Annotated in this window: 21 protein-coding genes; 11 read left to right on the top strand and 10 right to left on the bottom strand. The window is 69.4% G+C overall.

All coding sequences use genetic code 11. The annotated features are described in order from the left end of the window. The first annotated feature begins 204 nt into the window (after positions 1-204). Together prfB and ABNQ40_RS27535 are read left to right on the top strand one after the other, a co-directional pair. Positions 205-1336 (top strand): peptide chain release factor 2 gene (gene prfB / locus ABNQ40_RS27540; protein ID WP_109051370.1). Its coding sequence is split into 2 segments (ribosomal slippage): positions 205-273 and positions 275-1336, totalling 1131 coding nucleotides; the frame shifts between segments, so codons are not numbered across the junction. Between the two features lie 141 nt (positions 1337-1477). Beyond that, positions 1478-1804 carry a peptidoglycan-binding protein gene (locus tag ABNQ40_RS27535; protein WP_109051369.1) on the top strand — a complete coding sequence of 109 codons (327 nt, stop codon included), beginning with the start codon at positions 1478-1480 and terminating at the stop codon, positions 1802-1804. Positions 1805-1829: 25 nt separating this feature from the next. On the opposite strand, the gene ABNQ40_RS27530 is transcribed toward ABNQ40_RS27535, so the two are convergent. From ABNQ40_RS27530 to ABNQ40_RS27515, 4 genes are all read right to left on the bottom strand, one after another. Then, the gene (locus ABNQ40_RS27530; protein ID WP_109051368.1) at positions 1830-2066 is read right to left on the bottom strand and encodes a hypothetical protein; all 237 of its coding nucleotides are present in this window, start codon (positions 2064-2066) and stop codon (positions 1830-1832) included. A gap of 99 nt (positions 2067-2165) precedes the next feature. After that, complete coding sequence (gene otsB, locus ABNQ40_RS27525; RefSeq protein WP_109491126.1) at positions 2166-2966, bottom strand: trehalose-phosphatase; 801 nt, start codon at positions 2964-2966, stop codon at positions 2166-2168. An 873-nt stretch (positions 2967-3839) separates the two neighbouring features. Then, the gene (locus ABNQ40_RS27520; RefSeq protein WP_109051367.1) at positions 3840-4178 is read right to left on the bottom strand and encodes a hypothetical protein; all 339 of its coding nucleotides are present in this window, start codon (positions 4176-4178) and stop codon (positions 3840-3842) included. 108 nt (positions 4179-4286) lie between these two features. Next, positions 4287-5177 carry an ROK family protein gene (locus ABNQ40_RS27515; protein WP_109051366.1) on the bottom strand — a complete coding sequence of 297 codons (891 nt, stop codon included), beginning with the start codon at positions 5175-5177 and terminating at the stop codon, positions 4287-4289. 218 nt (positions 5178-5395) lie between these two features. On the opposite strand from ABNQ40_RS27515, the gene ABNQ40_RS27510 reads away from it, so the two are divergent. Beyond that, positions 5396-7843 carry an ankyrin repeat domain-containing protein gene (locus ABNQ40_RS27510; protein WP_109051365.1) on the top strand — a complete coding sequence of 816 codons (2448 nt, stop codon included), beginning with the start codon at positions 5396-5398 and terminating at the stop codon, positions 7841-7843. A 43-nt stretch (positions 7844-7886) separates the two neighbouring features. Here the strand turns inward: ABNQ40_RS27510 and ABNQ40_RS27505 are convergent, their stop codons facing one another. Then, positions 7887-9623, bottom strand: a complete 1737-nt coding sequence (locus tag ABNQ40_RS27505; protein ID WP_247879972.1) for a caspase family protein — start codon at positions 9621-9623, stop codon at positions 7887-7889. A 306-nt stretch (positions 9624-9929) separates the two neighbouring features. Between ABNQ40_RS27505 and ABNQ40_RS27500 the strand changes: the two genes are divergently transcribed. Next, positions 9930-10193 carry a DUF3126 family protein gene (locus tag ABNQ40_RS27500; protein ID WP_098740518.1) on the top strand — a complete coding sequence of 88 codons (264 nt, stop codon included), beginning with the start codon at positions 9930-9932 and terminating at the stop codon, positions 10191-10193. Between the two features lie 137 nt (positions 10194-10330). Here ABNQ40_RS27500 and ABNQ40_RS27495 read toward each other — a convergent pair whose 3' ends face one another. After that, positions 10331-10960, bottom strand: coding sequence for a hypothetical protein (locus ABNQ40_RS27495; protein WP_109051363.1), 630 nt, complete (start codon positions 10958-10960; stop codon positions 10331-10333). A 422-nt stretch (positions 10961-11382) separates the two neighbouring features. Here ABNQ40_RS27495 and ABNQ40_RS27490 point away from each other — a divergent pair, with 422 nt between their 5' ends. The 7 genes from ABNQ40_RS27490 (at position 11383) to ABNQ40_RS27460 (ending at position 17440) form a co-directional block, all read left to right on the top strand. Further along, positions 11383-12159 carry an ABC transporter ATP-binding protein gene (locus ABNQ40_RS27490; protein ID WP_109051362.1) on the top strand — a complete coding sequence of 259 codons (777 nt, stop codon included), beginning with the start codon at positions 11383-11385 and terminating at the stop codon, positions 12157-12159. Beyond that, the gene (locus ABNQ40_RS27485; protein ID WP_109051361.1) at positions 12152-13015 is read left to right on the top strand and encodes an ABC transporter permease; all 864 of its coding nucleotides are present in this window, start codon (positions 12152-12154) and stop codon (positions 13013-13015) included. The genes ABNQ40_RS27490 and ABNQ40_RS27485 overlap by 8 nt, the downstream gene beginning before the upstream one ends. Further along, on the top strand, positions 13012-14172 hold the full coding sequence (locus ABNQ40_RS27480; RefSeq protein ID WP_199235405.1) for an ABC transporter permease: 1161 nt from the start codon (positions 13012-13014) through the stop codon (positions 14170-14172). Before ABNQ40_RS27485 ends, ABNQ40_RS27480 begins: the two co-directional genes overlap by 4 nt. A 70-nt stretch (positions 14173-14242) precedes the next feature. Beyond that, complete coding sequence (locus ABNQ40_RS27475; RefSeq protein ID WP_109051360.1) at positions 14243-14575, top strand: hypothetical protein; 333 nt, start codon at positions 14243-14245, stop codon at positions 14573-14575. A gap of 179 nt (positions 14576-14754) precedes the next feature. Next, positions 14755-15528, top strand: a complete 774-nt coding sequence (locus ABNQ40_RS27470; RefSeq protein ID WP_109051359.1) for an ABC transporter ATP-binding protein — start codon at positions 14755-14757, stop codon at positions 15526-15528. Continuing rightward, positions 15521-16348: an ABC transporter permease gene (locus ABNQ40_RS27465; RefSeq protein WP_348982909.1), complete on the top strand. Its 828-nt coding sequence runs from the start codon at positions 15521-15523 to the stop codon at positions 16346-16348. The genes ABNQ40_RS27470 and ABNQ40_RS27465 overlap by 8 nt, the downstream gene beginning before the upstream one ends. 66 nt (positions 16349-16414) lie before the next feature. After that, positions 16415-17440 carry an ABC transporter substrate-binding protein gene (locus tag ABNQ40_RS27460; protein WP_109051357.1) on the top strand — a complete coding sequence of 342 codons (1026 nt, stop codon included), beginning with the start codon at positions 16415-16417 and terminating at the stop codon, positions 17438-17440. Between the two features lie 25 nt (positions 17441-17465). On the opposite strand, the gene ABNQ40_RS27455 is transcribed toward ABNQ40_RS27460, so the two are convergent. The 4 genes from ABNQ40_RS27455 to ABNQ40_RS27440 are packed head-to-tail and all read right to left on the bottom strand — an operon-like array spanning position 17466 to position 22088. Continuing rightward, a complete protein-coding gene (locus ABNQ40_RS27455) occupies positions 17466-18179 on the bottom strand; it encodes an ABC transporter ATP-binding protein (RefSeq protein ID WP_109051356.1) in 714 nt (237 codons plus the stop codon). Beyond that, a complete protein-coding gene (locus ABNQ40_RS27450; RefSeq protein ID WP_109051355.1) occupies positions 18176-18946 on the bottom strand; it encodes an ABC transporter ATP-binding protein in 771 nt (256 codons plus the stop codon). The genes ABNQ40_RS27455 and ABNQ40_RS27450 overlap by 4 nt, the downstream gene beginning before the upstream one ends. After that, positions 18943-20775 carry an ABC transporter permease gene (locus ABNQ40_RS27445; protein WP_109051354.1) on the bottom strand — a complete coding sequence of 611 codons (1833 nt, stop codon included), beginning with the start codon at positions 20773-20775 and terminating at the stop codon, positions 18943-18945. The genes ABNQ40_RS27450 and ABNQ40_RS27445 overlap by 4 nt, the downstream gene beginning before the upstream one ends. A gap of 29 nt (positions 20776-20804) precedes the next feature. After that, positions 20805-22088 carry an ABC transporter substrate-binding protein gene (locus ABNQ40_RS27440; RefSeq protein ID WP_109051353.1) on the bottom strand — a complete coding sequence of 428 codons (1284 nt, stop codon included), beginning with the start codon at positions 22086-22088 and terminating at the stop codon, positions 20805-20807. Positions 22089-22128 lie beyond the last annotated feature (40 nt).

The raw sequence follows: 22128 nt of genomic DNA, 5'->3' as shown, positions 1-22128 counted from the left end.
ACTCTGAAATGAACCTGTCCGATGATTCCAAACGGCTAGGACCTCCAAGCAGGGGCTCGGCCATACTCGAAAGTGGCAAGCCGTCCCGGTGCGGCGGCGTGGTCCGGGACGGCCCTGCTCATTAAGGGGGTGCAAGGCGGGGGGCGAGCGGCTACATATGCAGCCGACACACCCTTCAACTCTGGCTGACGAGGAGGCACCGCCATGCGGGCCGAGATCGAAGCGGCCGCCGGCGAGATCAGAGAATCGCTGGCGCTGCTGAGGAGGCATCTTTGACTGGGACAATGCACTGCGGCGTCTCGACGAACTGAACAACCTCGCCGAGGATCCCAAGCTTTGGGACGATCCGACGCGGGCCCAGACCATCATGCGCGAGCGCACCCAGCTCGACACCTCCGTCGCCGGCTACCGCGCGCTGGAGCGTGACCTGTCCGACAGCCTGGAGCTGATCGAGATGGGCGAGCTGGAGGGGGATGCCACTGTCGTCGCCGATGCGGAGGCCCAGCTCTACGGCCTGCGCGACCGCGCCAACAAGCTTCAGATCGAAAGCCTGCTGTCGGGCGAGGCCGATGCCAACGACTGCTTCGTCGAGGTGAATGCCGGCGCCGGCGGCACGGAGGCCCAGGACTGGGCGCTGATGCTGATGCGCATGTACACCCGCTGGGCGGAACAGCACGGCTACAAGACGGAATGGCTGGACGAGACGCCGGGCGAAGAGGCCGGCATCAAGTCCGCGACCGTTCAGATCAAGGGCCACAACGCCTATGGCTGGCTGAAGACCGAGGCCGGCGTGCACCGTCTGGTGCGCATCAGCCCGTTCGACAGCCAGGCGCGGCGCCAGACCAGCTTCTCGGCCGTCTCGATTTCCCCGGTGATCGACGACAAGATCGACATCGAGATCAACGAGAAGGACTGCCGCATCGACACCTACCGGGCGTCGGGCGCCGGCGGCCAGCACATCAACAAGACGGACTCGGCGGTGCGCATCACGCACATCCCGACGAACATCGTGGTGAGCTGCCAGCAGGAACGGTCGCAGCACAAGAACCGCGCCAAGGCGTGGGACATGCTGCGTGCCCGCCTGTACGAGCGTGAGCTGAAGATCCGCGAGGATGCCGCGGCCGCGCTGGAAGCCACCAAGACCGACATCGGTTGGGGCCACCAGATCCGCTCCTATGTCCTGCACCCCTACCAGATGGTGAAGGATCTGCGGACGGAGGTGGAAACCTCGCAGAGCCAGGCGGTGCTGGACGGTGCGCTCGATCCCTTCCTGGAGGCCGCACTCGCCGCCCGGATCAAGGGGCAGAGCGACGACGCGCACGCCGCCGGGGGCTGACCGGTCGGAACGGAAAAGGGCGGTCGCTTGCGGCCGCCCTTTTCGATTCGGTGCGTTTTTGGAATGTCCATCCATGGAATGGAAGGGTGGGCTCGGCTGTTTCAACAGGCTGCTACTCCAACGATGCGGAGCGACCGATCCATGAACAGACGTCTTCTTCCGGCCCTGAGTGGTGCTGTGCTGTGCGGCGCCATACTGCTGGCGACCCCGGCCTTTGCCGCCTGCGAAACGGACAATCTGCCCGACGAGATGCGCCGGGCCTTCATCTCCGGCGCCCAGGAAGCGCTGAACGAGCATGGCTTCAACGCCGGTTCGGTCGACGGCCAGATGGGATCGCGCACCCGCACGGCGATCCGCTCCTACCAGCGCGCGGCCAAGCTGCCGGTGGACGGCTGTGCCACCCAGGGCCTTCTCGACCACCTGAATTTCAGCCAGCCCAAGATCTACGGCCCCAACAAGCCGCGCTGATCCGGCGGCAGGGCTCAGGCCAAGGTCAGGCCAGCATGTCGAGCAGGCGCTTGCTGTTCTCCTGCGTGGCCTGGAGCACCTTGGCGTTCGCGGCGAAATCCACCTGGGCCGAGGTCAGGTCCAACACCACGGCGGGGTCCAGGTTGCCGGCGGCGATCTGTTCCGACGCCGCTTCGGTGCGCGCCTGCGCGTCCTGAAGGCCGTCGATGGCGCTGGCCTGCGGCCGGTAGGGCGTGGCGGTGGTGGCCGATCCGATGTCCATGGCGCGCTGTCCGGCTGGTTGAGTGGCCAGCATAAGGCGGCGGGGGTTTAGGGTTGGTGAATGGGGGAGGCGCTTCCCCAGGCCATCAACTGTCCGCCGTCACCCCTGCGCCAGCCAGTCGGCCAGCCGTCCCAGGAAGGCCGCGGCCTCCGCCGGGTCGTGCAGGCTCCAGGTCGCCGCCGTCTCCGCCGGGCCGTCCATCACCCGGATGCCGATCCCGTTGCCGTCTCCCCGGCCGGCCAGGGCCCGGAAGGCATCCTCGTCGGTTTCGTCGTCGCCAAGATAGATCGGCATGGTGCTCTCCCCCTCCAGCCCCAGCGCCTCCAGCAGGGCGAGCACGGCGCGGCCCTTGTCCCAGGGCAGGTTGGGGCGAAGCTCGAACAGTTCCTTGCCGCCGGTCATGCGCAGGCGCGGCTGGGCCTCCACCACCGCGCGGACGGCGTCGGCGACCCGAGGCTTCTCCGGCGGCGCGACCTGACGGGTGTGGATGGCGATGGCGAAGCGCTTGCGCTCCACCAGCGCGCCGGCAATGCGGCCGAGCCGGTCGCGCAGACTCCCGTCGGCGATGTCGAGGTCGGGGACATACTCCACCCCCACCTGCCGGCGCAGGTCCGGACCGCGCAGGTCGAAGCCGTGGCTGCCGGCATAGACCAAGCCATCCACCGCCACCATCGCGGTCAGATCGTCCAAGTCACGGCCGCTGACGAAAGCGACCGGGCAGAGCGCCGACAGCCGCTGCACCACCGCGCGCGCCTCGTCGGGCATCGCCGCCAGTTCGGGACGCGGGGCGATGGCGGCCAGTGTTCCATCATAGTCGAGGAACAGCGCAGGGGTGCGGTCGTCCAGGGATGCGGTGAAGGTATCGAATTCCGCCAAGGCGGAGGGGGGGAGGAGGGTCAAGGCTGGGTCCTCAGCGCCGCTGCCGGTCGGAATGCGGCGGCCGACCGATGCCGGCACGCCGCGTTGGTGTAACGGCCGGACTGCGGGACTGGCTTCCGTTTCAGAAAAAGGAATGACCCGGCTGTGGCCGATGCGCAACAGACCCCTCCAAAAGCTACGGCCCCACGCAGGGGCCGGCTTTGGGGGTTGCAGCGTCCCCCGCTTCTGGTACTGTTGCAGTGCAGCAAGCGATTGCTGCTTCGCCCTTCTTGGGCGTTTCCTCCCTAAACTCAAGGCCGCTGTTTCCAGCGGCCTTTTTCTTGCCAGAAAGCCCCCTGGTAAGGCAACCCCTGACAAAAGTCATAGCGCTGCGATCTTCCGGTCTGGAGCCGGCAGATCGACGCGAGAGCCGGACGGGGCCATCGCAGCGGCGCGGGACCGGCGACTTTAAAATTCCTTTTGTTTACAAATAGATGAAGCGCGGTTTTTCGGCTCTTCGGTCCGGGCCGCCGGGCGGCCGACGCCAGCAGAAAGGCCGCGTCCCCAAGTTTGTCGGCATCACTGGCCAGCATGCGCCCGCAGATTTTTTTCGTGCGGAGCGGGCAAGGGAGTGAAAAACCGCCGCAGGGGGAACGGAGGCACTGCCGCCGGGGGGCGAACTGTCGTATAGATCGAAGCGAAACGCCTATCCGCCGTCATCCACAGGAGCCGTTCCCATGGACATCGCCATCATGGTTCTCGCCGTCGCGTTCTTCTTCTGGCAGACCATCACCGACTGAGCGCATTGCCGACCGAATCGGCATCCGACGGTCAGGCGAACGGAAGGGGCGGTCCCATCGGGCCGCCCTTTTTCCATGTCGCCAATTCCATGCCACCAATCGGCGGGATGGCGCCTCAGTCGGCGGCGATGGGCGGTTCCAGCCGGGCATGGGCCGATGCGATCAGTTGCAGCGTCTCCATGATCGAGCCGATGGCTTCATGCAGGTCTGCCTGTTCGTCGCCCGGCAGGGTCGCCAGTACCGTCTCAAGCTCGACGGCGGCGTCCTGAAGACGCGCGCAGGCATGCTCCAGATGGTGGCCGGTGCCCAGGACGGCTTGCTGATCGCCCGCGCCGGGATCGTTTGCAAAATGCAAACGCGCCGCCGGTTTTCCGCCCCGCGTCGCGTTCCGGTTTGCAAAATGCAAATGAACGCTGCTGCCCGTGGCTCGCGTCCCCAATTTCTTCCGCATCATGGGCATATCCCCCGTTCGGTCTGAGCGGAGAATGCGCAAGTCCCGTGCCACCCGTGACCGTTGGTTGCGGCAGCTGTCTCGAAAGTGGTGCTTTGGCCGGAATGCCGGTCAGTCCGGCCACAGGCGGGCGGCACCGCGCATGCCGCTTTCCGCGCCATGGCGGGCGACGGCCATCCGGGTGCGCGGATCGGCGGCCAGCGTCCAGGCGCCCCAGCGCCGCGTCACCGCCTCGCACAGGCCGGGCAGGGCGGACAGGCCGCCACCGACCACCACCATGTCGGGATCCAGCAGGTTCAGCACCGGCGCCAGCGCGCGGGCCAGGGCATCGGCATGCCGGGCCAGCGTTGCGGCCGCGGCGGCATCCCCGGCCTGGGCGCGGGCGGCGATCTCCGGCGGGTCCAGCCTCTCGCCGCTCAGATGGCGGTGCAGGCGCGACAACCCGGCCCCGCACAGCATGGTTTCCAGGCAGCCCATCCGGCCGCAGCCGCAGGGCACCGGCGGGCCGTCCGCCTCCTCGCGCCAGGGCAGCGGCGCATGGCCCCATTCGCCGGCCAGCCCGGTGGCGCCGGGCAGGATGCGGCCGTCCACCACGATGCCGCCGCCGACCCCGGTGCCGAGGATGACGCCGAACACCACGGCTCCGCTTCCGGCAGCCGCCCCATCGGTCGCCTCCGACAGGGTGAAGCAGTTGGCATCGTTGGCGATCCGCACCGGCCGACCGATCCGCCGCGTGGCGTCCGCGACGAATCCATGACCCTCCAGCCAGGGCAAATTGACCGCGCGCACCCGTCCGGCCGTGGCGTCGACCAGACCGGGAAGGCTGATGCCGATACCGCCGGTTCCAGCCGGGTCGAGGGCGTTCACCGTCTCCGCCAGGGCGTCCAGCGTGGCGTCATAGCCGCGGGGGGTCGGACGGCGGTGGCGGGCGAGTTCCGTCCCGTTGCGGTCCAGCGCCACGGCGGCGATCTTGGTGCCGCCCAAATCGATTCCGACTCGCATGACTGTCGCTGTCCGGATGGTGGGATATGACCGAATTTCGGCGGCAACCCTATACCCCTCCCCCGCCCGGCGGACCAGGGTTGCTTTCGTGCCGGAAGGGTCAGTCCACCCACCCCGGAAGAGAGGGGGCAACCGCCCTTTGCTCCGTCGGGGCTTGGGGGGCGCATCACTAGAGTCTCATCAGCGCATCCTTCACTGATCGGCGTCTTGAGATGTCCATGGACCGTTCTGCCCCGAAACATTCCTCGCGCGCCCGGCGCGCCGCTCCGGGCCACCACGATCCCGTTTCCGAGTCCGCCGGTGTCACGGCGGCCGAGATTCGCGATGGACTGGTGCTCGCCTTCCTGGCGCGCAAAAGGCTGCTGGTGCTGGTGGGCGACGCCGGCTCGGGCCGTCCCGCCCTGTTCCGCCAGCTGGTCGAGCATGTCGAGGCCGACGGCGCCATGGCACTGCCGGTCGCGGCGTCGGTCGGATCGGAGGTGGAGGATCTGGTCGCCGCCGCCGGCACCGGCGCTCTGCCCGATCTGGTTCCGGGGGAGGACGGCGAGACCGATTTCGACGCGCTGATCGCGGCGCTGGAGGAGCGGCTGGAGCTTGCCGGATCGGGGCTGCTGGCGGTGGACAACGCCGCCGTGCTGGCGCCGCCGGTGCTGGCCGATCTGGTCGATCTGACGCGGGCGGAGACGCCGGCCGGCCGCTTCATGCAGGTGCTGCTCTGCGGCACGCCCGAGCTGGAAGGCACGTTGGCGCGCGCCGGTCTGACCGACGAGTTGCGCGACATGGGCGTGATCTACCGGATGACGGCGGGCGGCGGCTTTGTCGACGACGTGCGGGAGCCTGCTCCGGCGCCTCAGCCCGTGCCCCGGCCGGCACCCCATCCTGGGCCGATGCTGGCGGTACCGCCCCAGCCCCAACCGCAGCAGGTTCCGGTGCAATCCGCCGCGATTCCGCCGGCGAACGATTGGTCGGTGGGGCAGCGCCGGGAACACCTGCCGCAGGAGGAGCGCTGGCAGGGCGACCAGAGCTGGACCGACCGCGGCGCCGGGCCGATGGCTGGTCCGATGGCCGGCGCAGAGGGCCAGGGCTGGTCGCCGGACGGCGGTCATGCCGGTGCCATGCGGGCGCCGCGGCGGACCGCGCTCTATGCCGGGGCGGCCCTGACCACGCTGGTCCTGCTGGGGGCCGCCGGTGCCGCCATTGCCACCGCCATGCCGGGCGCCTTCCCCGACCGTGCCCTGGCCATGGTCGAGGAGAGCTGGGCCAAGGCGCGCGATGCGGTCGAACGGACCGTGCAGGGCCTGACCGGTGCCGCAGCACCGGCCGAGCAGCAGCATGCCGTCACGGTGCCGGTCGCACCCGCTCCCGAAATGAGAGTGTCTCCCGCGGTCGCTCCTTCCACCGCACCGACGGCCCCGACCACGCAGACGGCTTCCCAGCCGCCCGCCGCGCCGCCGCCCGCCGCTGCCGGCACCCAGACGGTGTCGAAGCCGGCGACGCCTGCCTCGACGGCTGTGCCGACAGCGGCGGCGCCGGTTGAAACCGCGGCGTTGCCGCCGGCCCAGGCGCAACCGTCCGCCGCCAAGGCCTCCGCGACCGGCAACACGGAAGCGGCGCCGGGCGTCGCCTCGCTGCCGCCGCTGGAGGACCCGTCGACGACCGCCGCGGTTCCTCCTGCTCCCCAGCCTGCCGTTCCGGATGCCGATACCGCCCAGCGCGTGCGGACGATGGTCGATCAGGCCCGCCGCCAGATCGCCGGCAAGCGCCTGACCACCCCGCCGGGCGACAACGCCTATGAGACGGTGCAGCGCATCCGTCAGATCGTGCCGTCGTCGCCGGAGGCGGCGGAGCTGCTGACCACCATGACGGACACCTATCGCCGCTGGGCGATGCTGGCCGAACGGGACGGCGACTGGTCGGAGACGAAGCGCTTCTACGAGCGGGCGCAGATGATCGCGCCGGAAAGCCCCGATCTGGCCGAGCGCATCCGTGCCGCCAGCGAACAGCGCGTCTATAGCGGCCCCTCCGTCGGCCCTGCCACCGGGACCGCTGTCGGCACCGTGCCGGGAAGCTCCGCGGCGCCGGTGAACGCAACCCCGGGGCTGGGCGACCGCGAGTCGGTTCTGGCCCTGCTGCGCAATCCGGCGGAGCTGTCGCGCGCGCTCCAGGCGGGCGCCAGTGCCGACACGCGGCTGGACAACGGCAAGACCCTGCTGATGATCGCCGCCGAACAGGGGCTGGCCGACGCGGTGCGCGTGCTGCTGGACCGCCACGCCCGCACCGACCTGCGCACCTCCGATGGCGCCACCGCGGTGATGTATGCCGCCTGGGGCGGGCATGACGGGGTGGTCCGGGCGCTGGCAGAGGGCGGTGCCGACCTCGACACCACCAACAGCGACGGCAAGACCGCGCTGATGGCCGCCGCCGCCCGCGGCCACCAGGAGGTGGCGCGCACGCTGATCCAGCGCGGGGTGATGGTCGACCGCACCACCGCCTATGGCTGGTCGGCGCTGATGTACGCCGCCAACAACGGGCACGAGGCGGTGGCGAAGCTGCTGCTCGACAGCGGGGCGAACCCCTACCGCATGGATGCCAACGGCAACTCCGCCCTGACGCTGGGCGCGTTGCAGGGGCATGTGCAGGTGGTGGAGGCCCTGAAGCCGCGCTGATCGGAGCCGGGTTGATCCTACCGTCGGATCCCCCCGGTAGCGTCTACTGGTCGAGGCGGACGGAGCCGCGCCACATCCCGGCGCTCTGTCCGCCATTGGCGTAGTGGAAGATGCCGGGGCCGTCCGGCTGGCCGTTGCGGAACCGTCCTGCGAAGCGGCTGCCGTCGTTGAAGGTCATCACGCCGAAGCCTGACATCAGGTCGCCCGACCATTCCCCTTCATAGGTCTGGCCGTTGGCGAAATGGTAGACGCCGGTTCCCTGGCGGATCGGGCGGCCCAGTGCCGTGTTGGTTCCCGAATTCGACGAGGGCTGTGCCCAGCCGCCTTCATAGCGGTCGCCGCCGGAAAAGCCGTAGCTCCAGTACCGGCTGTCGGGGCGGCTGCGCGCCCGCTCCGCCGCGCTGCGGGCATCGCCCAGCGCGCGCATCGCCTGCTGCTCCGCCTCCACCGCCGGGCCGTCCGGGGTTGAGAAGCCGGTTCCGGCCGGTGCGGTGGGGAAGCTGCGCTGCTCGGTCAGGACCGGGTCGGAGTTGCCTGCGGCGGGCGGCTCGCTGCCTTGCTCTATACCGGGATCGCCGAAGGACGGTCCGGCCTCCACCGGGCCACGGCCACGGGCAGCCTGCGGCGACGGGTCGGCCCAGCGGGCGGACAGCGCCCCCGCGGTGAGATAGCCGGTTCGCCCGGCCGAGTCGCGCACGCGCAGCCAGCTTCCTTCCGGCACCGACTCCAGCACCGTCACGGCGCTGCCCGCCGCCAACTGGGCGACACCGCGGGCGCCGACCGCCGGCCGGTCGAACAGGACGCCCGGCTTCGCCATCTCATAATTGCCGGGCGGGAGGCTGGAACCGGTCACCGCCGGCGGTTCCTTCGCCGGAGCGGCGGCGGAGGGCGTGGGCGCTGCCGGAGGCGTGGCTGGCGGGGTGGCCGGTGGTTTGGCAGGGGCGGCGGCGACAGCTGGTACCAGCACCAGAGTGCTGCCCAGCCTATCCTGGAGCCAGGGCAACTGCCGGCCGTCGCTGCGTTCGGCGACCGAACGCGCGACCTCGGCCAGCGAATCGCGGAAGGCGACACCGGGCCTGACCATCTCGCGCGCCAGCGCGGCAGTGAAGGCATCGGGTCCCTTGCCCGACTTCGGCGGCACCGGCGGCACGCCCGGACGGTGGGCATAGACGACGAACAGGCCGTCGGCCTCCATCGGCGTGCCCAGCGCACTGCCGCCGACCCGCTGGGCCAGTGCGTCGGCGACGCCGGGATCGATCACCACGATGGACTTGCGCCCGCTGTCGCGCAGGTCGCTCAGCACGCTGTCGAGGTCGAGGGCGTTGCGCGGCAGGTCGTCCGCTCCGGTGGGGGCGGCATCGGCGGGCAGCAGGAATTCCCGCTCCCCCAGCCCGACGGCGAGGCCGGTGTAATAGACGAAGCCGAGGTCGGCCCCCGACAGCGCCTCGCGGAAGCGCTCCAGCGCCGATTCCATGGCGACCCGTCCGACATTGTCGGCCCGCGTCACCGAAAAGCCGGCGCTGCGCAAGGCCGACGCCATGGCCGAGGCGTTGGCGGCCGCCTGATCGGACCGGCCGTCGAGCGCGGTGTAGCGGCCGTTGTCGATGACCAGCGCCACGCGCTTGCCGGTCTCCGCCTGGGCGCCGGGCGCCTGCATGCCGCCGAAGGGCAGGGCGGCCAGCAGTGCCGCCGTCAGGACGGTCGCCTCGAGCCGGCGCCTCCACCGGCCGGCCGGGCGGCGGTCTGCATGGCTTGCGGTCGGGAGTGCGGTCTTCGTCACGGCGTTCCATCCTTCGTAATCGCGGCAGCCTGTCGCCATGGCAATGGGTTGAACTCCACGGCCATGACCCTGCGCGCCGCCCGTTGCCGGGAAGCGTACCGCCGCGGGGAGCATAGCCTTTTCCGCCGGTCGGGAGCGCCGCTCATTCGGAGCGTCGGACTGTGCCGGCGTTACCCCGCGTGGGCGAGGGCGGCTCTGGCGCACGCGCCACACCTCCGGCGGCGGCGGGAGATCCGGCGATGTATCGCTTTCCCTTCGCGGCGAAGCCGCCTATATGACGCTCCTTCGCAGACAACGAGGTTCGCCATGCCGCCCGCCAAGCCGTCCGCCGTCCGGATGTCCGACACCGAAATCGCCCGCGTGCAGATGTACCTGCGCAAGACGCTGGGCAATCCCAAGATCGTGATCGAGCCGCCGGCCAAGCCCGGCCAGTCGGCCGAAGTGACGGTGGATGGCGAGTTTTTCGGCACGCTGAACCGTGACGAGGACGAGGGCGAGGTGTCCTATGCCCTGAACGTCGTCATCCTGGAAGAGGACCTGCCGGAGCCGCCGGCCATTCCGCGCCGCTGATTCCCGGTCTTCCCCGGTTTTCCGCCCTGGAGCGCCCTATAGCGTCGTGCGTTTGATGTGAAACGCAGGACGCTATAGCTTTATGTTTGGCGATCGGATTCACGCTTCAAATCGATCCCGATTTTACGCGATCCGATCTAGCGGCTGCGAGCGCGAAGCTCCGCTGCCAGGGCGGCCAGCAGGGTCTGTCCGCCCGACAGGGTCAGGCCGCGGACGAGGACAATCGCCTTGTGTCCGCCGCGCCGGTGCATGACCAGCCGCACATTGCGGCTGCCGGCAGCCTTCAATTCCGCCTTCACCGCATCGTTGGGCGCCACGTTGCCGGCGACGAGAGTCATCTCCGTCTTGTGACGGTAGTCGTGCGCCGGATCGATCCAGGCGACGAACAGCGGCTTGCCGCCCACCATCGGATAAAGCGCCAGATCCCGGATCGTCTCGTGCGGATGGATGCGTGCGCCGTCCACCGTCAACCCGCGTTCCGTCACGCCGAGCCGCACGGCGCGGCGCTGCACCGTCTCCGACAAGGTCACCACCCACAGCAGAAGCACCGGCACCGCGCAGAAGGCCGCCAGCCATTGCAGCATGCCGGACAGCTCGTCGGGCGCCAGCCCGGCCCCGGCAATGAAGCCGGTCGCCAGCAACCCCGCGATCAGCAGATAGCGTGTGCGGATCACCGGCGTCAGCACCGGCGTCGCCACGAACACGGCGCCGGCCGCGCCGTCTTCGCGCGTGACTTCCAGACTGGGGGGCGGCTTGGCGGCGGGCATGTCGCTGGCGCGGTCGTGAATGGGGCGTGATCCTGTTCCGGCGGGGTGCCGCCCGTCCAGTTCTTTCGCCCTGTCCCTTCCACGGGGCATCCGCACCCGCGCTGTGCGTCCGTTGGCGCGAGAATGCAGGGCATGCAGGTGCATGCCAATCGCGCTGCGGCGAGAATTTCCCTCAAAGTTGCGTTCCGATGCCCTTGGGCGAGAGGGCTGGGCTTTTGCAACCCTGGTGCCCTGGTCGGGGTGATGATAGTTTGCGGAGTGGATGATTTCTGACCAAACCGTCAGATCCGTTTTCCAAGTCCGCCCCATATCCGCCCTGTGAAGGACCGTCGCCCGTGACCTTCCCAAATCCGCTCGATGTCCGGGGGGCGTCCGCTTCCAGGCAAGGCTCGGACCGGGCCGCTTCTTCGGCCAAGTCCCCGGTGGTTGTCGAGGCACGCAAGCTCTCTCTGGTCTATCCCACGGCGGACAAGCCGGTCACGGCGCTGAGCGAGGTCGACCTGACCATCGCCAGGGGCGATTTCGTATCGCTGATCGGTCCCAGCGGCTGCGGCAAGACCACGCTGCTGCGCGTGATCGCCGATCTGGAACGTCCGACCTCCGGCCGGATCGCCATCGACGGCATGACGCCGGAGCAGGCGCGGCTGAAACGGCTCTACGGCTACGTCTTCCAGGCTCCGGCGCTCTACCCGTGGCGGACGGTGGAGCGCAACGTCATGCTGCCGCTGGAGATTATGGGAATCGCCCGCGCAGACCGGCAGGCACGGGCCCGCGAGCAGCTGGAGCGCGTCGGCCTGTCGGGCTTCGAGCGCAAGTTCCCCTGGCAGCTGTCGGGTGGTATGCAGCAGCGCGTTTCCATCGCCCGCGCGCTGGCCTTGCAGCCGGACCTGCTGCTGATGGACGAGCCGTTCGGCGCGCTGGACGAGATCACCCGCGACCATCTGAACCTGCATCTGACCCAGCTGTGGCGGGCGACCGGCAAGACCTGCGTCTTCGTCACCCATTCGATTGCCGAGGCGGTGTTCCTCTCCACCCGCATCGTGGTGATGAGCCCGCGCCCCGGCCGTATCCTCGATGTCATCGACTGCAACAGCCTGCCGCGCGAGCGCACGCTGGACATCCGCGAGTCGCCGGAATTCGCCGCCATCGCCCACCGCGTGCGCGAGGGGCTGAAGGAGGGGCACAGCTACGATGACTAGGCGCGTGCTTCCCGTCACCGTGATGACGCTGCTCCTGCTGGCGGCCTGGTACATCGGGGCGGCGTGGCTGAACTGGCCGCAGGCAGCGGAGACGCTGGCGCGCGCCAACAGGCCAGCCGGCTTCGCAGACGTGCTGGCCCAGGCCTATGCGATGAAGCGGCCGATCCTGCCCACCCCCGATCAGGTGGTGGTGGAGTTGTGGAATTCCCTGACCGGCTACGCGCCGACCAGCCCGCGCAATTTGCTGTTCCATGCCTGGGTGACGGCGGAGGCGGCGCTGACCGGGCTGGCGATGGGGCTGGCGCTGGGCATCCTGCTGGCCGCCGGCATCGTCTATACCCGGACGCTGGAGGCCAGCCTGCTGCCCTGGGTGATCGCGTCGCAGACCATCCCCATTTTGGCGATTGCGCCGATGATCGTCGTCATCCTCGGCAACATCGGGCTGACCGGGCTGCTGCCGAAGGCGGTGATCTGCATGTATCTCTGCTTCTTCCCGATCACGGTCGGCATGGTGAAGGGGCTGCGCTCCGCCGATCCGCTGTGGCTCGACCTGATGCGGACCTATTCGGCGAGCGGGTTGCGCGCCTTCTGGTCGCTGCGGCTTCCGGCCTCCATGCCCTTCCTGTTCGCCAGCCTCAAGGTGTCGGTCGCCATCAGCGTGGTCGGCGCCATCGTCGGCGAGTTGCCGACCGGCGGACAGGCCGGGCTGGGCGCGCGGCTGCTGTCGGGGTCCTACTATGGCCAAACCGTGCAGATCTGGGCGGCGCTGATCATGGCCTCGCTGCTGTCGGTGGCGCTGATCGCCGTGGTGCGTGGGCTTGAACTGGTCCTGCTGGGCCGGGCGGGGGCGCGATGAGCGATTCGACGGGCGATGAAGCGACGAATCCCTACCGCACCAGCCTGCGCACGGCCGCCGATTGGGGGCTGGTCGCCATCGGCCTGCCGGCTCTGGCGGCACTGGCCCTGCCGGTGGGTGTCCAGAGCGGCGCCGTTGTTGGCTGGTTCGGCGGAACCATGGCGCCGCTGTTCCTGATCGGGGTGGTGCTGGCGGTCATCGCCGGCGCGTCGGCACCGAAGCGGGTCTGGGGCGCCTGGGCGGAGTTGGCCGGCGTGGCGCTGGCCTGGCTCCTGCCGCTACATCTGCTGAACGAAGGGCTGGATCTCTCGGCCGGCTGGGGGTTGTGGCTGTTCCTGGCCACGGCGACGCTGCTGCTGTGGCGGGTGATGGGGGTGCTGGCCGGCGTGCCGGGCTGGATCCGCTCCGTCATCGTGCCCGGCCTGTTCGGGCTCGGACTGCTGGTGGGATGGGAAGTGCTGGTCCGCGGCTTCCAGGTGCCGGCGATCCTGCTGCCGCCGCCCAGCCGTATCGCCGTGGCGCTGGCCGCCAACGCGCCGGTGCTGTGGGACGATTTCCGTCAGACGGTGCTCACTTCCGTTCTGCGCGGCTACATCATGGGCTGCGGTGCCGGTTTCCTGGTGGCAATCCTTGCCGACCGCGTGCCGTTTCTTGCCCGCGGATTGCTGCCGCTCGGCAATCTTGCCAGTGCCATCCCGGTGGTCGGCATCGCGCCGATCATGGTGATGTGGTTCGGCTTCGACTGGCAGTCGAAGGCGGCGGTCATCGTCGTCATGACCTTCTTTCCGATGCTGATCAACACGCTGGCCGGCCTCGGCAATTCGGAGCGCATCCAGCTCGACCTGATGCGCAGCTACGCCGCCGGCTATGGCCGCACACTGGTCAAGCTGCGGCTGCCCAACGCGCTGCCCTTCCTGTTCAACGGCTTGAAGATCAACTCCACCCTGGCCCTGATCGGCGCCATCGTTGCCGAATTCTTCGGCACGCCGGTGGTCGGCATGGGGTTCCGCATCTCGACCGAAGTGGCGCGGATGAATCTCGACATCGTCTGGGCCACCATCGCCGTGGCGGCGCTGACCGGTTCCGGCCTGTATGGCGCGCTGGCGCTGCTGGAGCGGGCGACCACGGCCTGGCATCCGTCGATGCGGGGGCGCTGACGGGGCTCGCCAAGCCGCTGGCACGGCCATTGCTTTCACCCGAACATTCCAGCCGGCAAGGGAGGTGGACATGGCCGATGTCGTCGTTCTGAAGCATGTCCGCCTGACGCGGGCCCTGCTCGCCATCGAGATGGCCGCCGCGTCGTTGGACGGTGAGCTTGTCGCCCTACGCACCGCCGGGCAGGCTGGTCTGCTGGGCGATTATGCCGAGGAAGCCACGCTCCTGCGCACCTATGTTCGCACTTTGCGCGTGCTGTTGCAGGCGATGACCCCCGACGAGGTGGACGAGGCGGGACTGAGCGAACGCCATGCCCTGGCGGAAGCTGCGGTTGGCCGCTGTGCCGCCGCATTGCGGGTGCTCGACCTGCCAGCGGGCAGCGGGCCGATCAGCGGAACCGCCTGACGACGACTGCTGTCGCGAAACCGACAGCGTCTTGACGCCTTCCGGCCACTACCATACTGCCGTATGGCTGGGATGCGGAACGCCTTTCCCCTCTCCGCCGCCGGATCGCCGCGCTATAGTGGCAGGCCCAACGAACAGTCGGACTCCACCGACAAAGCTGCAGGCTTGATAAGGGCGCGATGAGGCTTCTCGTTTCCGATCTGACCCACCGCTATGACGATCTGACCGTGCTGGACGGCATCGACCTGACCCTGGCGGAGGGGGAAATCCTGGCGGTGATCGGCCCCAGCGGCTGCGGCAAGTCGACCTTGCTCGGCATCGCCGGCGGCATCGTCGCCCCGACCTCCGGCAGCATCCGGGTGGAGGGGGAGGTGCCGGACGGCTGCCTGAACCCGATCACCTTCATCTTCCAGGACTTCGCCCTGCTGCCCTGGCGCACGGTCGAGGACAATGTCGCCCTGGTGCTGGAGCATCACAAGCTGTCCGCCGCCGAGCGGCGCGAGCGCATCGACAGCGGCCTGCGCCGCATGGGGCTGTGGGAGTTCCGCAAGGCCCTGCCCAAGCAGCTGTCCGGCGGCATGCGCCAGCGGGTCGGCATCGCCCGCGCGCTGGCGGTGCGCCCGGCGATGCTGCTGCTGGACGAGCCGTTGTCGGCGCTGGATGCCCAGACGCGCGAGCTGCTGATGGACGATTTCCTCGAGCTTTGGCGGCGGGAGAAGACCACCGCCCTCTATGTCACACACAATCTGGACGAGGCGCTGCGGCTGGCCGACCGGGTCTGCGTGCTGAGCCGCCGTCCAGGCCGCATCCGCGAACTGGTCACCATCGAGGAGCCGCGGGAGCGCCGGCAGGAGCCGTCGGCCCAGGCCCATCTTGCCGAAGTGCGCGACCGTCTGTGGCACCTGATGAAGGCCGAAGCCCAGATGGCCGACCGGGAGATCGCCCGTGCCTGACAGCCTGAACCCGTCCACCGCAGCCGCTGCGTCCGCGATGGGCCAGCCCGTCCGCTTCCGTGGCGGCGGTTTTACCGTGAAACGCCATCCCTGGGCGGCGCTGGCCGCCTTCGCCGTGCTGATCGCGGTGTGGGAGGGGGTGAGCCGCCTCGGCCTCGCCAGCCCGCTGTTCCTGCCGCCGCCGAGTGCCGTCGCCCATGCCCTGTCCGGCATGGTGACGGACGGATCGCTCTGGCTGAACCTGAAGGCGTCGCTGGGGCGCATCGCCGTCGGCTGGGTGCTGGGCACGGCGGGCGGCATGCTGGTCGGCTTCGCCATGGGCATCTTCTCCACCGCCCGCGCGGTCGGCGTGCCGCTGGTGTCGGCCTTCTTCCCGATCCCGAAGATTGCGCTTCTGCCGCTGTTCATCCTGTGGTTCGGCATCGGCGAGCCGTCGAAATTCGCCACCATCGGCTTCGGCGTCTTCTTCCCCACCGTCATCGCCACCTACAGCGCCATCGATTCGGTGCCGCGCAACCTGATCCGCATGGCGCAGAGCTTCGGCCTGCCCTGGCGGTCGATTCTGCGCTCCATCGTCCTGCCGGGCGCCCTGCCGGGCATCCTGGCCGGCTTCCGCATCACCGCGTCCATCGCGCTGATCCTGGTGGTGGCGGCGGAGATGATCGGGGCGGAGTACGGCATCGGCGCCTTCGTGCTGATGGCCGGCAACCTGATGCAGACCGACACGCTGCTGGCCGGCGTGCTGGTGCTGTCGCTGCTCGGGCTCGCCATCGGCACGGTGCTGTCGCAGCTTGAACGGCGCCTGCTGAACTGGCGCTGACCGGCCCCAGACTAATAAAGCTTCAACCCAAGAAACTCAGACCATCCATCGGGAGGATTTCCGTCCATGACCCTCGCCCGTCTCACCCGGCGTGCTCTGATCGCCACAGCCGGCGTGACCTTCGCCGCCGGCACTCTGATGTCCGCTGCGCTGGCGCAGCCGCTGGAGAAGGCGACGGTCGGCGTGCTGGCGCTGTCCTCCTCCGGGCCGATCTTCATCGCCAAGGCCAAGGGCTATTTCGAGAAGGAAGGGCTGGACGTCGATCTGAAGATGTTCACCTCGGCCCAGCAGGTGCCGGTCGCGGTGACCTCGGGCGATGCCGATTTCGGCGTCACCGGCCTGACCGCCGGCTTCTACAACCTCGCCTCCAAGGGGGCCGTGACCATCATCGCTGCGCAGAGCCGCGACGAGCCGGGCTTCCCCCTCAGTGCCTATCTCGCGACCAACGCCGCCTATGATGCCGGGCTGAAGTCGCCGGCCGACCTGAAGGGCAAGCGGGTCGCCATCACCACCGTCGGCTCGACCTTCCACTACATGATCGGGCTGCTGGCGCAGAAGCACGGCTTCACGGTCAAGGACGTGACCATGGTGCCGTTGCAGGACGTGCCGAAGATGGTTGCCGCCTTCAAGGGCGGGCAGGTCGACGCCATCATCGCGCCATCCACCGTGTCGCGGCAGCTGGTGGCCGATGGTGCCGGCAAGATGCTGGGCTGGGTCGGCGACGAGACGCCCTGGCAGCTCGGCGCCCTGTTCACCGCGCCGAAGACGATGAAGGACCGCCGTCCGCTGGTCGAGAAGTTCGTCCGCGCCTACAAGACGGCGCTGGCCGAATACCACGCCGCCTTCAACGGCAAGGACGCCTCCGGCAATCTGGTCAAGGGGCCGGGTTACGACGAACTGCTGGGCATCATCGCCGATGCCACCAAGCAGAAGCCCGACATCGTCGCCGCCGGCCTGCCCTATGTCGACCCGCAGGCCCGCCTGCTGGTGGACGACATCGTCAATCAGGTGAAGTTCTGGCAGTCGGAAGGCCAGGTCGACAAGGCGCTGGATCCGAAGTCGGTGATGGATCTCAGCGTCGCCGGGCAGTGACATCCCTCTCCTGGGGGCGGGGCGGTCACACCGCCAGATAGGCCGCCCTCACCCCGTCATCCGCCATCAGCTCCGTTATCGTGCCGGTCCAGCGCAGGCGGCCGGTTTCGATGACGCAGGCACGGTCGGCGACCGATGAGGCGAAGGACAGGCTCTGTTCGGACAGCAGCACCGACAGTCCCTCCGCCTTCAGCCGCCGCACCGCGTCGGCCATCTGCCTGACGATCAGCGGCGCCAGCCCTTCCGACGGTTCGTCCAGCAGCAGCAGCGACGGGTTGCCCATCAGCGTGCGGGCCAGGGTCAGCATCTGCTGCTCGCCGCCGCTCATCCGGGTGCCGCGTCGGCCGCGCATCTCCGCGAGGTTGGGGAACAGCGCGAACAGCTTTTCCGGCGTCCAGGCCGGGGCGCCGGGGCGGGGAGGCTGGCGGCCGACCTCCAGATTTTCCTCCACCGTCAAATCGGCGAAGATGCGGCGATCCTCCGGCACATAGCCGACACCGAGCCGGGCGATGCGGTGGGCGGGCAGGGCCGACAGGTCGCGTCCGTCGAAGCGCAGGGTCGCCGCGCGCCGCTCCACCAGCCCCATGATCGCCTTCATCGTGGTGGTCTTGCCGGCGCCGTTGCGGCCCATCAGCGCCACCACCTCGCCGCGGCCGATGGTCAAAGCGATGCCGTCGAGGATGTGGGCGCGGCCATACCAGGCCTGGAGGCCGTCCACCGTCAGCAGGGGGTCGCTCATGCCTCACCTCCCAGATAGACGGACTGCACGCGGGGATTGGCGCGCACCCGATCCGGCGAGCCCTCCGCGATCAGCCGGCCGCGGTCGAGCACCAGCACGCGGGTGGCGTGGCCGAAGACGGCATCCATGTCATGCTCGGTGAACAGAACGGCGAGGCCGCGTTCGCGCACCAGCTCCGCCGTCAGCGCCATCATGGCAAGGCGTTCGGCAGGCGCCATGCCGGCGGTCGGCTCGTCCATCAGCAGCACCGTCGGCTCGCTCGCCAGCGCCATCGCCAGTTCGACCCGCTTCACGTCGCCATAGGCCAGCACGCCGCAGGGGCGGTCGGCCTGGGCAGCTATGCCGACGCGCTCCAGGAGGGCCAGCGCCGGCTCGCGGAACTGGGCGGCGGCCGGGCGCCACAGCCCGAACAGCCGGCGGGCGCGCGACAGCAGGACCATCTGCACATTCTCCGCCACCGTCATCGAGGCGAAGGTCGCGGTGATCTGGAAGGTGCGGCCGACCCCCAGCGCCCAGATGCGCCGGGGCGGCAGTCCGACCAACTCGGTGCCGTCCAGCTTGACCGATCCCGAATCGGGACGCAGCTGGCCGTTCAGCAGGTTGAAGCAGGTGCTCTTCCCGGCGCCGTTCGGACCGATCAGCGCCAGCAGGTCGCCGGAACGCAGGGTGAAGGACACGCCGCCCACCGCCTGCACCCCGCCGAAGGAGCGTTGCAGGTCGCGCACCACCAATTCGCTCCCAGGCGGCTTCAGGGGCAATTCGCTCATGCCCGCCTCCTGATGCCGGACAGGAAGCCGACGATCCCCTTGGGGAAGATCAGCACCAGCGCGACGATGATCAGGCCCAGAACCAGCCGCCACCAGTCGGTCAGGCTCATCACCTCCGACTCCAGCAAGTGGAACGCCACCGCACCGGCCAGCGGTCCGGCGACCGTCTGGATGCCGCCCATCAGCACCATCACCAGCGCGTCGACCGACTGCGGCACCGCCAGCAGGGTGGGGAAGACGCTGCCCTTGGCGAAGGCGTAGAGACCGCCGGCCAGCCCTGCCGCGGTGCCGGCCAGCACGAAGGCCATCCATTGGAAGCGGCGCACGTCGATGCCCACCGATTCGGCCCGCAATCCCGAGTCGCGCCCGGCCCGCAGCGCATAGCCGAAGGGGGCGAAGGCCGCCCGGCGCAGCAGCCACAGGGCGCCGCCGCACAATCCCAGCGTCAGCCAGTAATAGGTCGCCTTGCCCGCCGCCCAACCCGGCGGCCAGACGCCGAGGATGCCGTTGTCGCCGCCGGTCACCGCATACCATTGGAAAGCGATCGACCAGACGATCTGGGCGAAGGCCAGCGTCAGCATGGCGAAATACAGCCCCGAGCGCCGCACGCAGAACCAGCCGGCCACCAAGGCCCCCAGCCCGGCCAGCACCGGCGCTCCGGCCAGCGCCAGTGGCATCGGTGCGCCCAGATGCTTGACCAGCAGGGCCGAACCGTAGGCGCCCAGCCCGAACCATGCCGCATGGCCGAAGGACACCAACCCGCCCAACCCGATCAGCAGATGCAGGCTGGCGGCGAACAAAGCGAGGATCACCACCTCGGTCAGCAGGATCAGCGCGTAATCGCCGGCGACCAGCGGTGCCGCGGCGAGAAGTGCCAGCAGCGCCAGCGCCCACGGCCCAGCATGGCGTCCGGCCGACAGCGGCACGGTCACCGCGGCCGGTGCGGTCGGCGGCGCCTCCTCGGCCTGGCCGAGCAGGCCGTGCGGTCGCAGGACGAGAACCACCGCCATGAACAGGAAGACCAGCACCAGCGTGATCTGCGGGAAGACCAGGATGCCGAAGGCCTGCAACTGCCCGATCAGCAGCGAGGCGAGGAAGGCGCCGGTCAGGCTGCCCATGCCGCCGACCACGACGACGACGAAGGCCTCGACCACGATGGCCATGTCCATCTGCAAGGTCACCGACTCACGCGGGACCTGCAGGGCGCCGCCCAGCCCGGCCAGCGCGCAGCCCAGGAACAGCACGCCAGTGAACAGCCGCGCCGGATCGACGCCGAGCGCGCTGGTCATCTCGCGGTCCTGCGTCGCCGCACGCACCAAGGTGCCCCAGCGGGTGCGGTTGAACAGCAGCCACAACAGCCCGAGCACCAGCGGCCCGAGGCCGATCAGCACGAGGTCGTAGAGCGGGAAGGGCTGGTCCAGAATGTCGATGGAGCCCTTCAGCCCCGGCGCGCGTCGGCCCAGCAGATCCTCCGGCCCCCAGGCCCAGGCGGTCAGATCCTGCACCACCAGCACGACGCCGAAGGTGCCCAGCAGCTGGAACAGCTCCGGCGAGCGGTAGAGCCGGCGCAGCAGCCCGATCTCCATCGCCGCGCCCAGCACGCCCATCGCCAGTGCCGCGGCGGCGACCGAACCCCAGAAGCCGGCCGGCGTGCCGCCGAACCGTTCGATCAGCGACCAGCCGGCATAGGCGCCGACCATGTAGAAGGAGCCGTGCGCGAAATTCACGATCCGCGTCACGCCGAACACGATGGTCAGCCCCGACGACACCAGAAACAGCGTCGCCGCGGTCGCGAGGCCGCTGAGGGCCTGGACGAGCAGGAAGGACATGGGGGGTGAGGCGCCGGAAGCCCGGCGCCTTACTCCGCCGGCCGCATCTTGCGCGCCGCGTCGTCGGGCGGCAGGTAGTTGGCACCGTCGGCGTAGCGCCAGTCCTTCATGGTGCCGCGGCCGTCCTTCACGGTCGTGGTGCCGACATAGGCGCCCATGGTCGCCTGATGGTCGGACGCGCGGAAGGTGACCGGGCCGACCGGGCTGTCGATGGTCAGGCCGGCCAGCGCATCGACGATCGGCTCGGAATTGGCCGACTTGGCCTTGGTGATCGCGGCGGCCACCGCCTTCATGGTGATGTAGCCGACGATGGAACCCGCCTTGGGCGATTCCTTGAAGCGCGCGGTGTAGGCGGCGACGAAGGCCTTGTGGGCGGGCGTGTCGATCTGGTCCCAGGGATAGCCGGTGACGATCCAGCCTTCCGGCGCCTCGTCCTTCATCGGCTCCAGATATTCCGGTTCACCGGTCAGCAGGCTGACGACTTTGCGGTTGCGGAACAGGCCGCGGCCCTCGCCCTCGCGCACGAACTTGGCGAGGTCGGCGCCGAAGGTGACGTTGAAGATGGCGTCGGGCTTGGCGGCGGCCAGAGCCTGCACCGTCGGGCCGGCCTCCAGCTTGCCCTGCACCGGCCACTGCTCGGCGACGAACTCGACGTCCGGGCGCTTTTCCTTCAGCAGCTGCTTGAACCACGCCACCGCCGACTGGCCGTATTCGTAGTTGGGGGCGACGGTGGCCCAGCGCTTGGCCGGCAGCTTCGCCGCCTCCTCCACCAGCATCGCCGCCTGCATGTAGGTGCTGGGGCGCAGGCGGAAGGTGTAGCGGTTGCCCTTCGACCAGGTGATGGCGTCGGTCAACGGCTCGGCCGCGACGAAGGGCATCTTGTTGCGCGCGGCGAAGTCGGCGACCGCCAGTCCGATGTGGGAGAAGTAGGTGCCGGCCAGCACGTCGACCGCCTCGTTCGTCACCAGCTCCTGCGCGACGCGCACCGCGTCGTCGGGCTTGCCGGCATCGTCGCGCGAGACGACCTGAAGCTCGCAGCAGCCGATCACGCCGCCTTCGGCGTTGATCTCCTCCAGCGCCAGCTGCCAGCCCTGGCGGTAGGGAATGGTGAAGGCGGGCAGGCCGGTGTAGCTGTTGATCTCGCCCACCCGCACGGGTGCGCCGGAGAATTTCACCGGTTCTTTCGCTGACTGAGCCGCGGCGGGGCCGGCAGTGAGAGCCGCCGCTGCAAGTGCGACTGACAGGGTGGCGCCCAGAGCGGCGGGGCGAAGGAGCTTCGCCAGCGGCGAGGCGGTCGGGTGGCGGTGCTTCATCCTGCGGGGACCCCGGTTCGTAAGAGACCAGCGGCGTGTC

The organism is Azospirillum sp. A23 (assembly GCF_042938965.1).
Classification (GTDB): domain Bacteria; phylum Pseudomonadota; class Alphaproteobacteria; order Azospirillales; family Azospirillaceae; genus Azospirillum; species Azospirillum melinis.
This window is presented reverse-complemented; position numbering and strand designations above follow the sequence as displayed.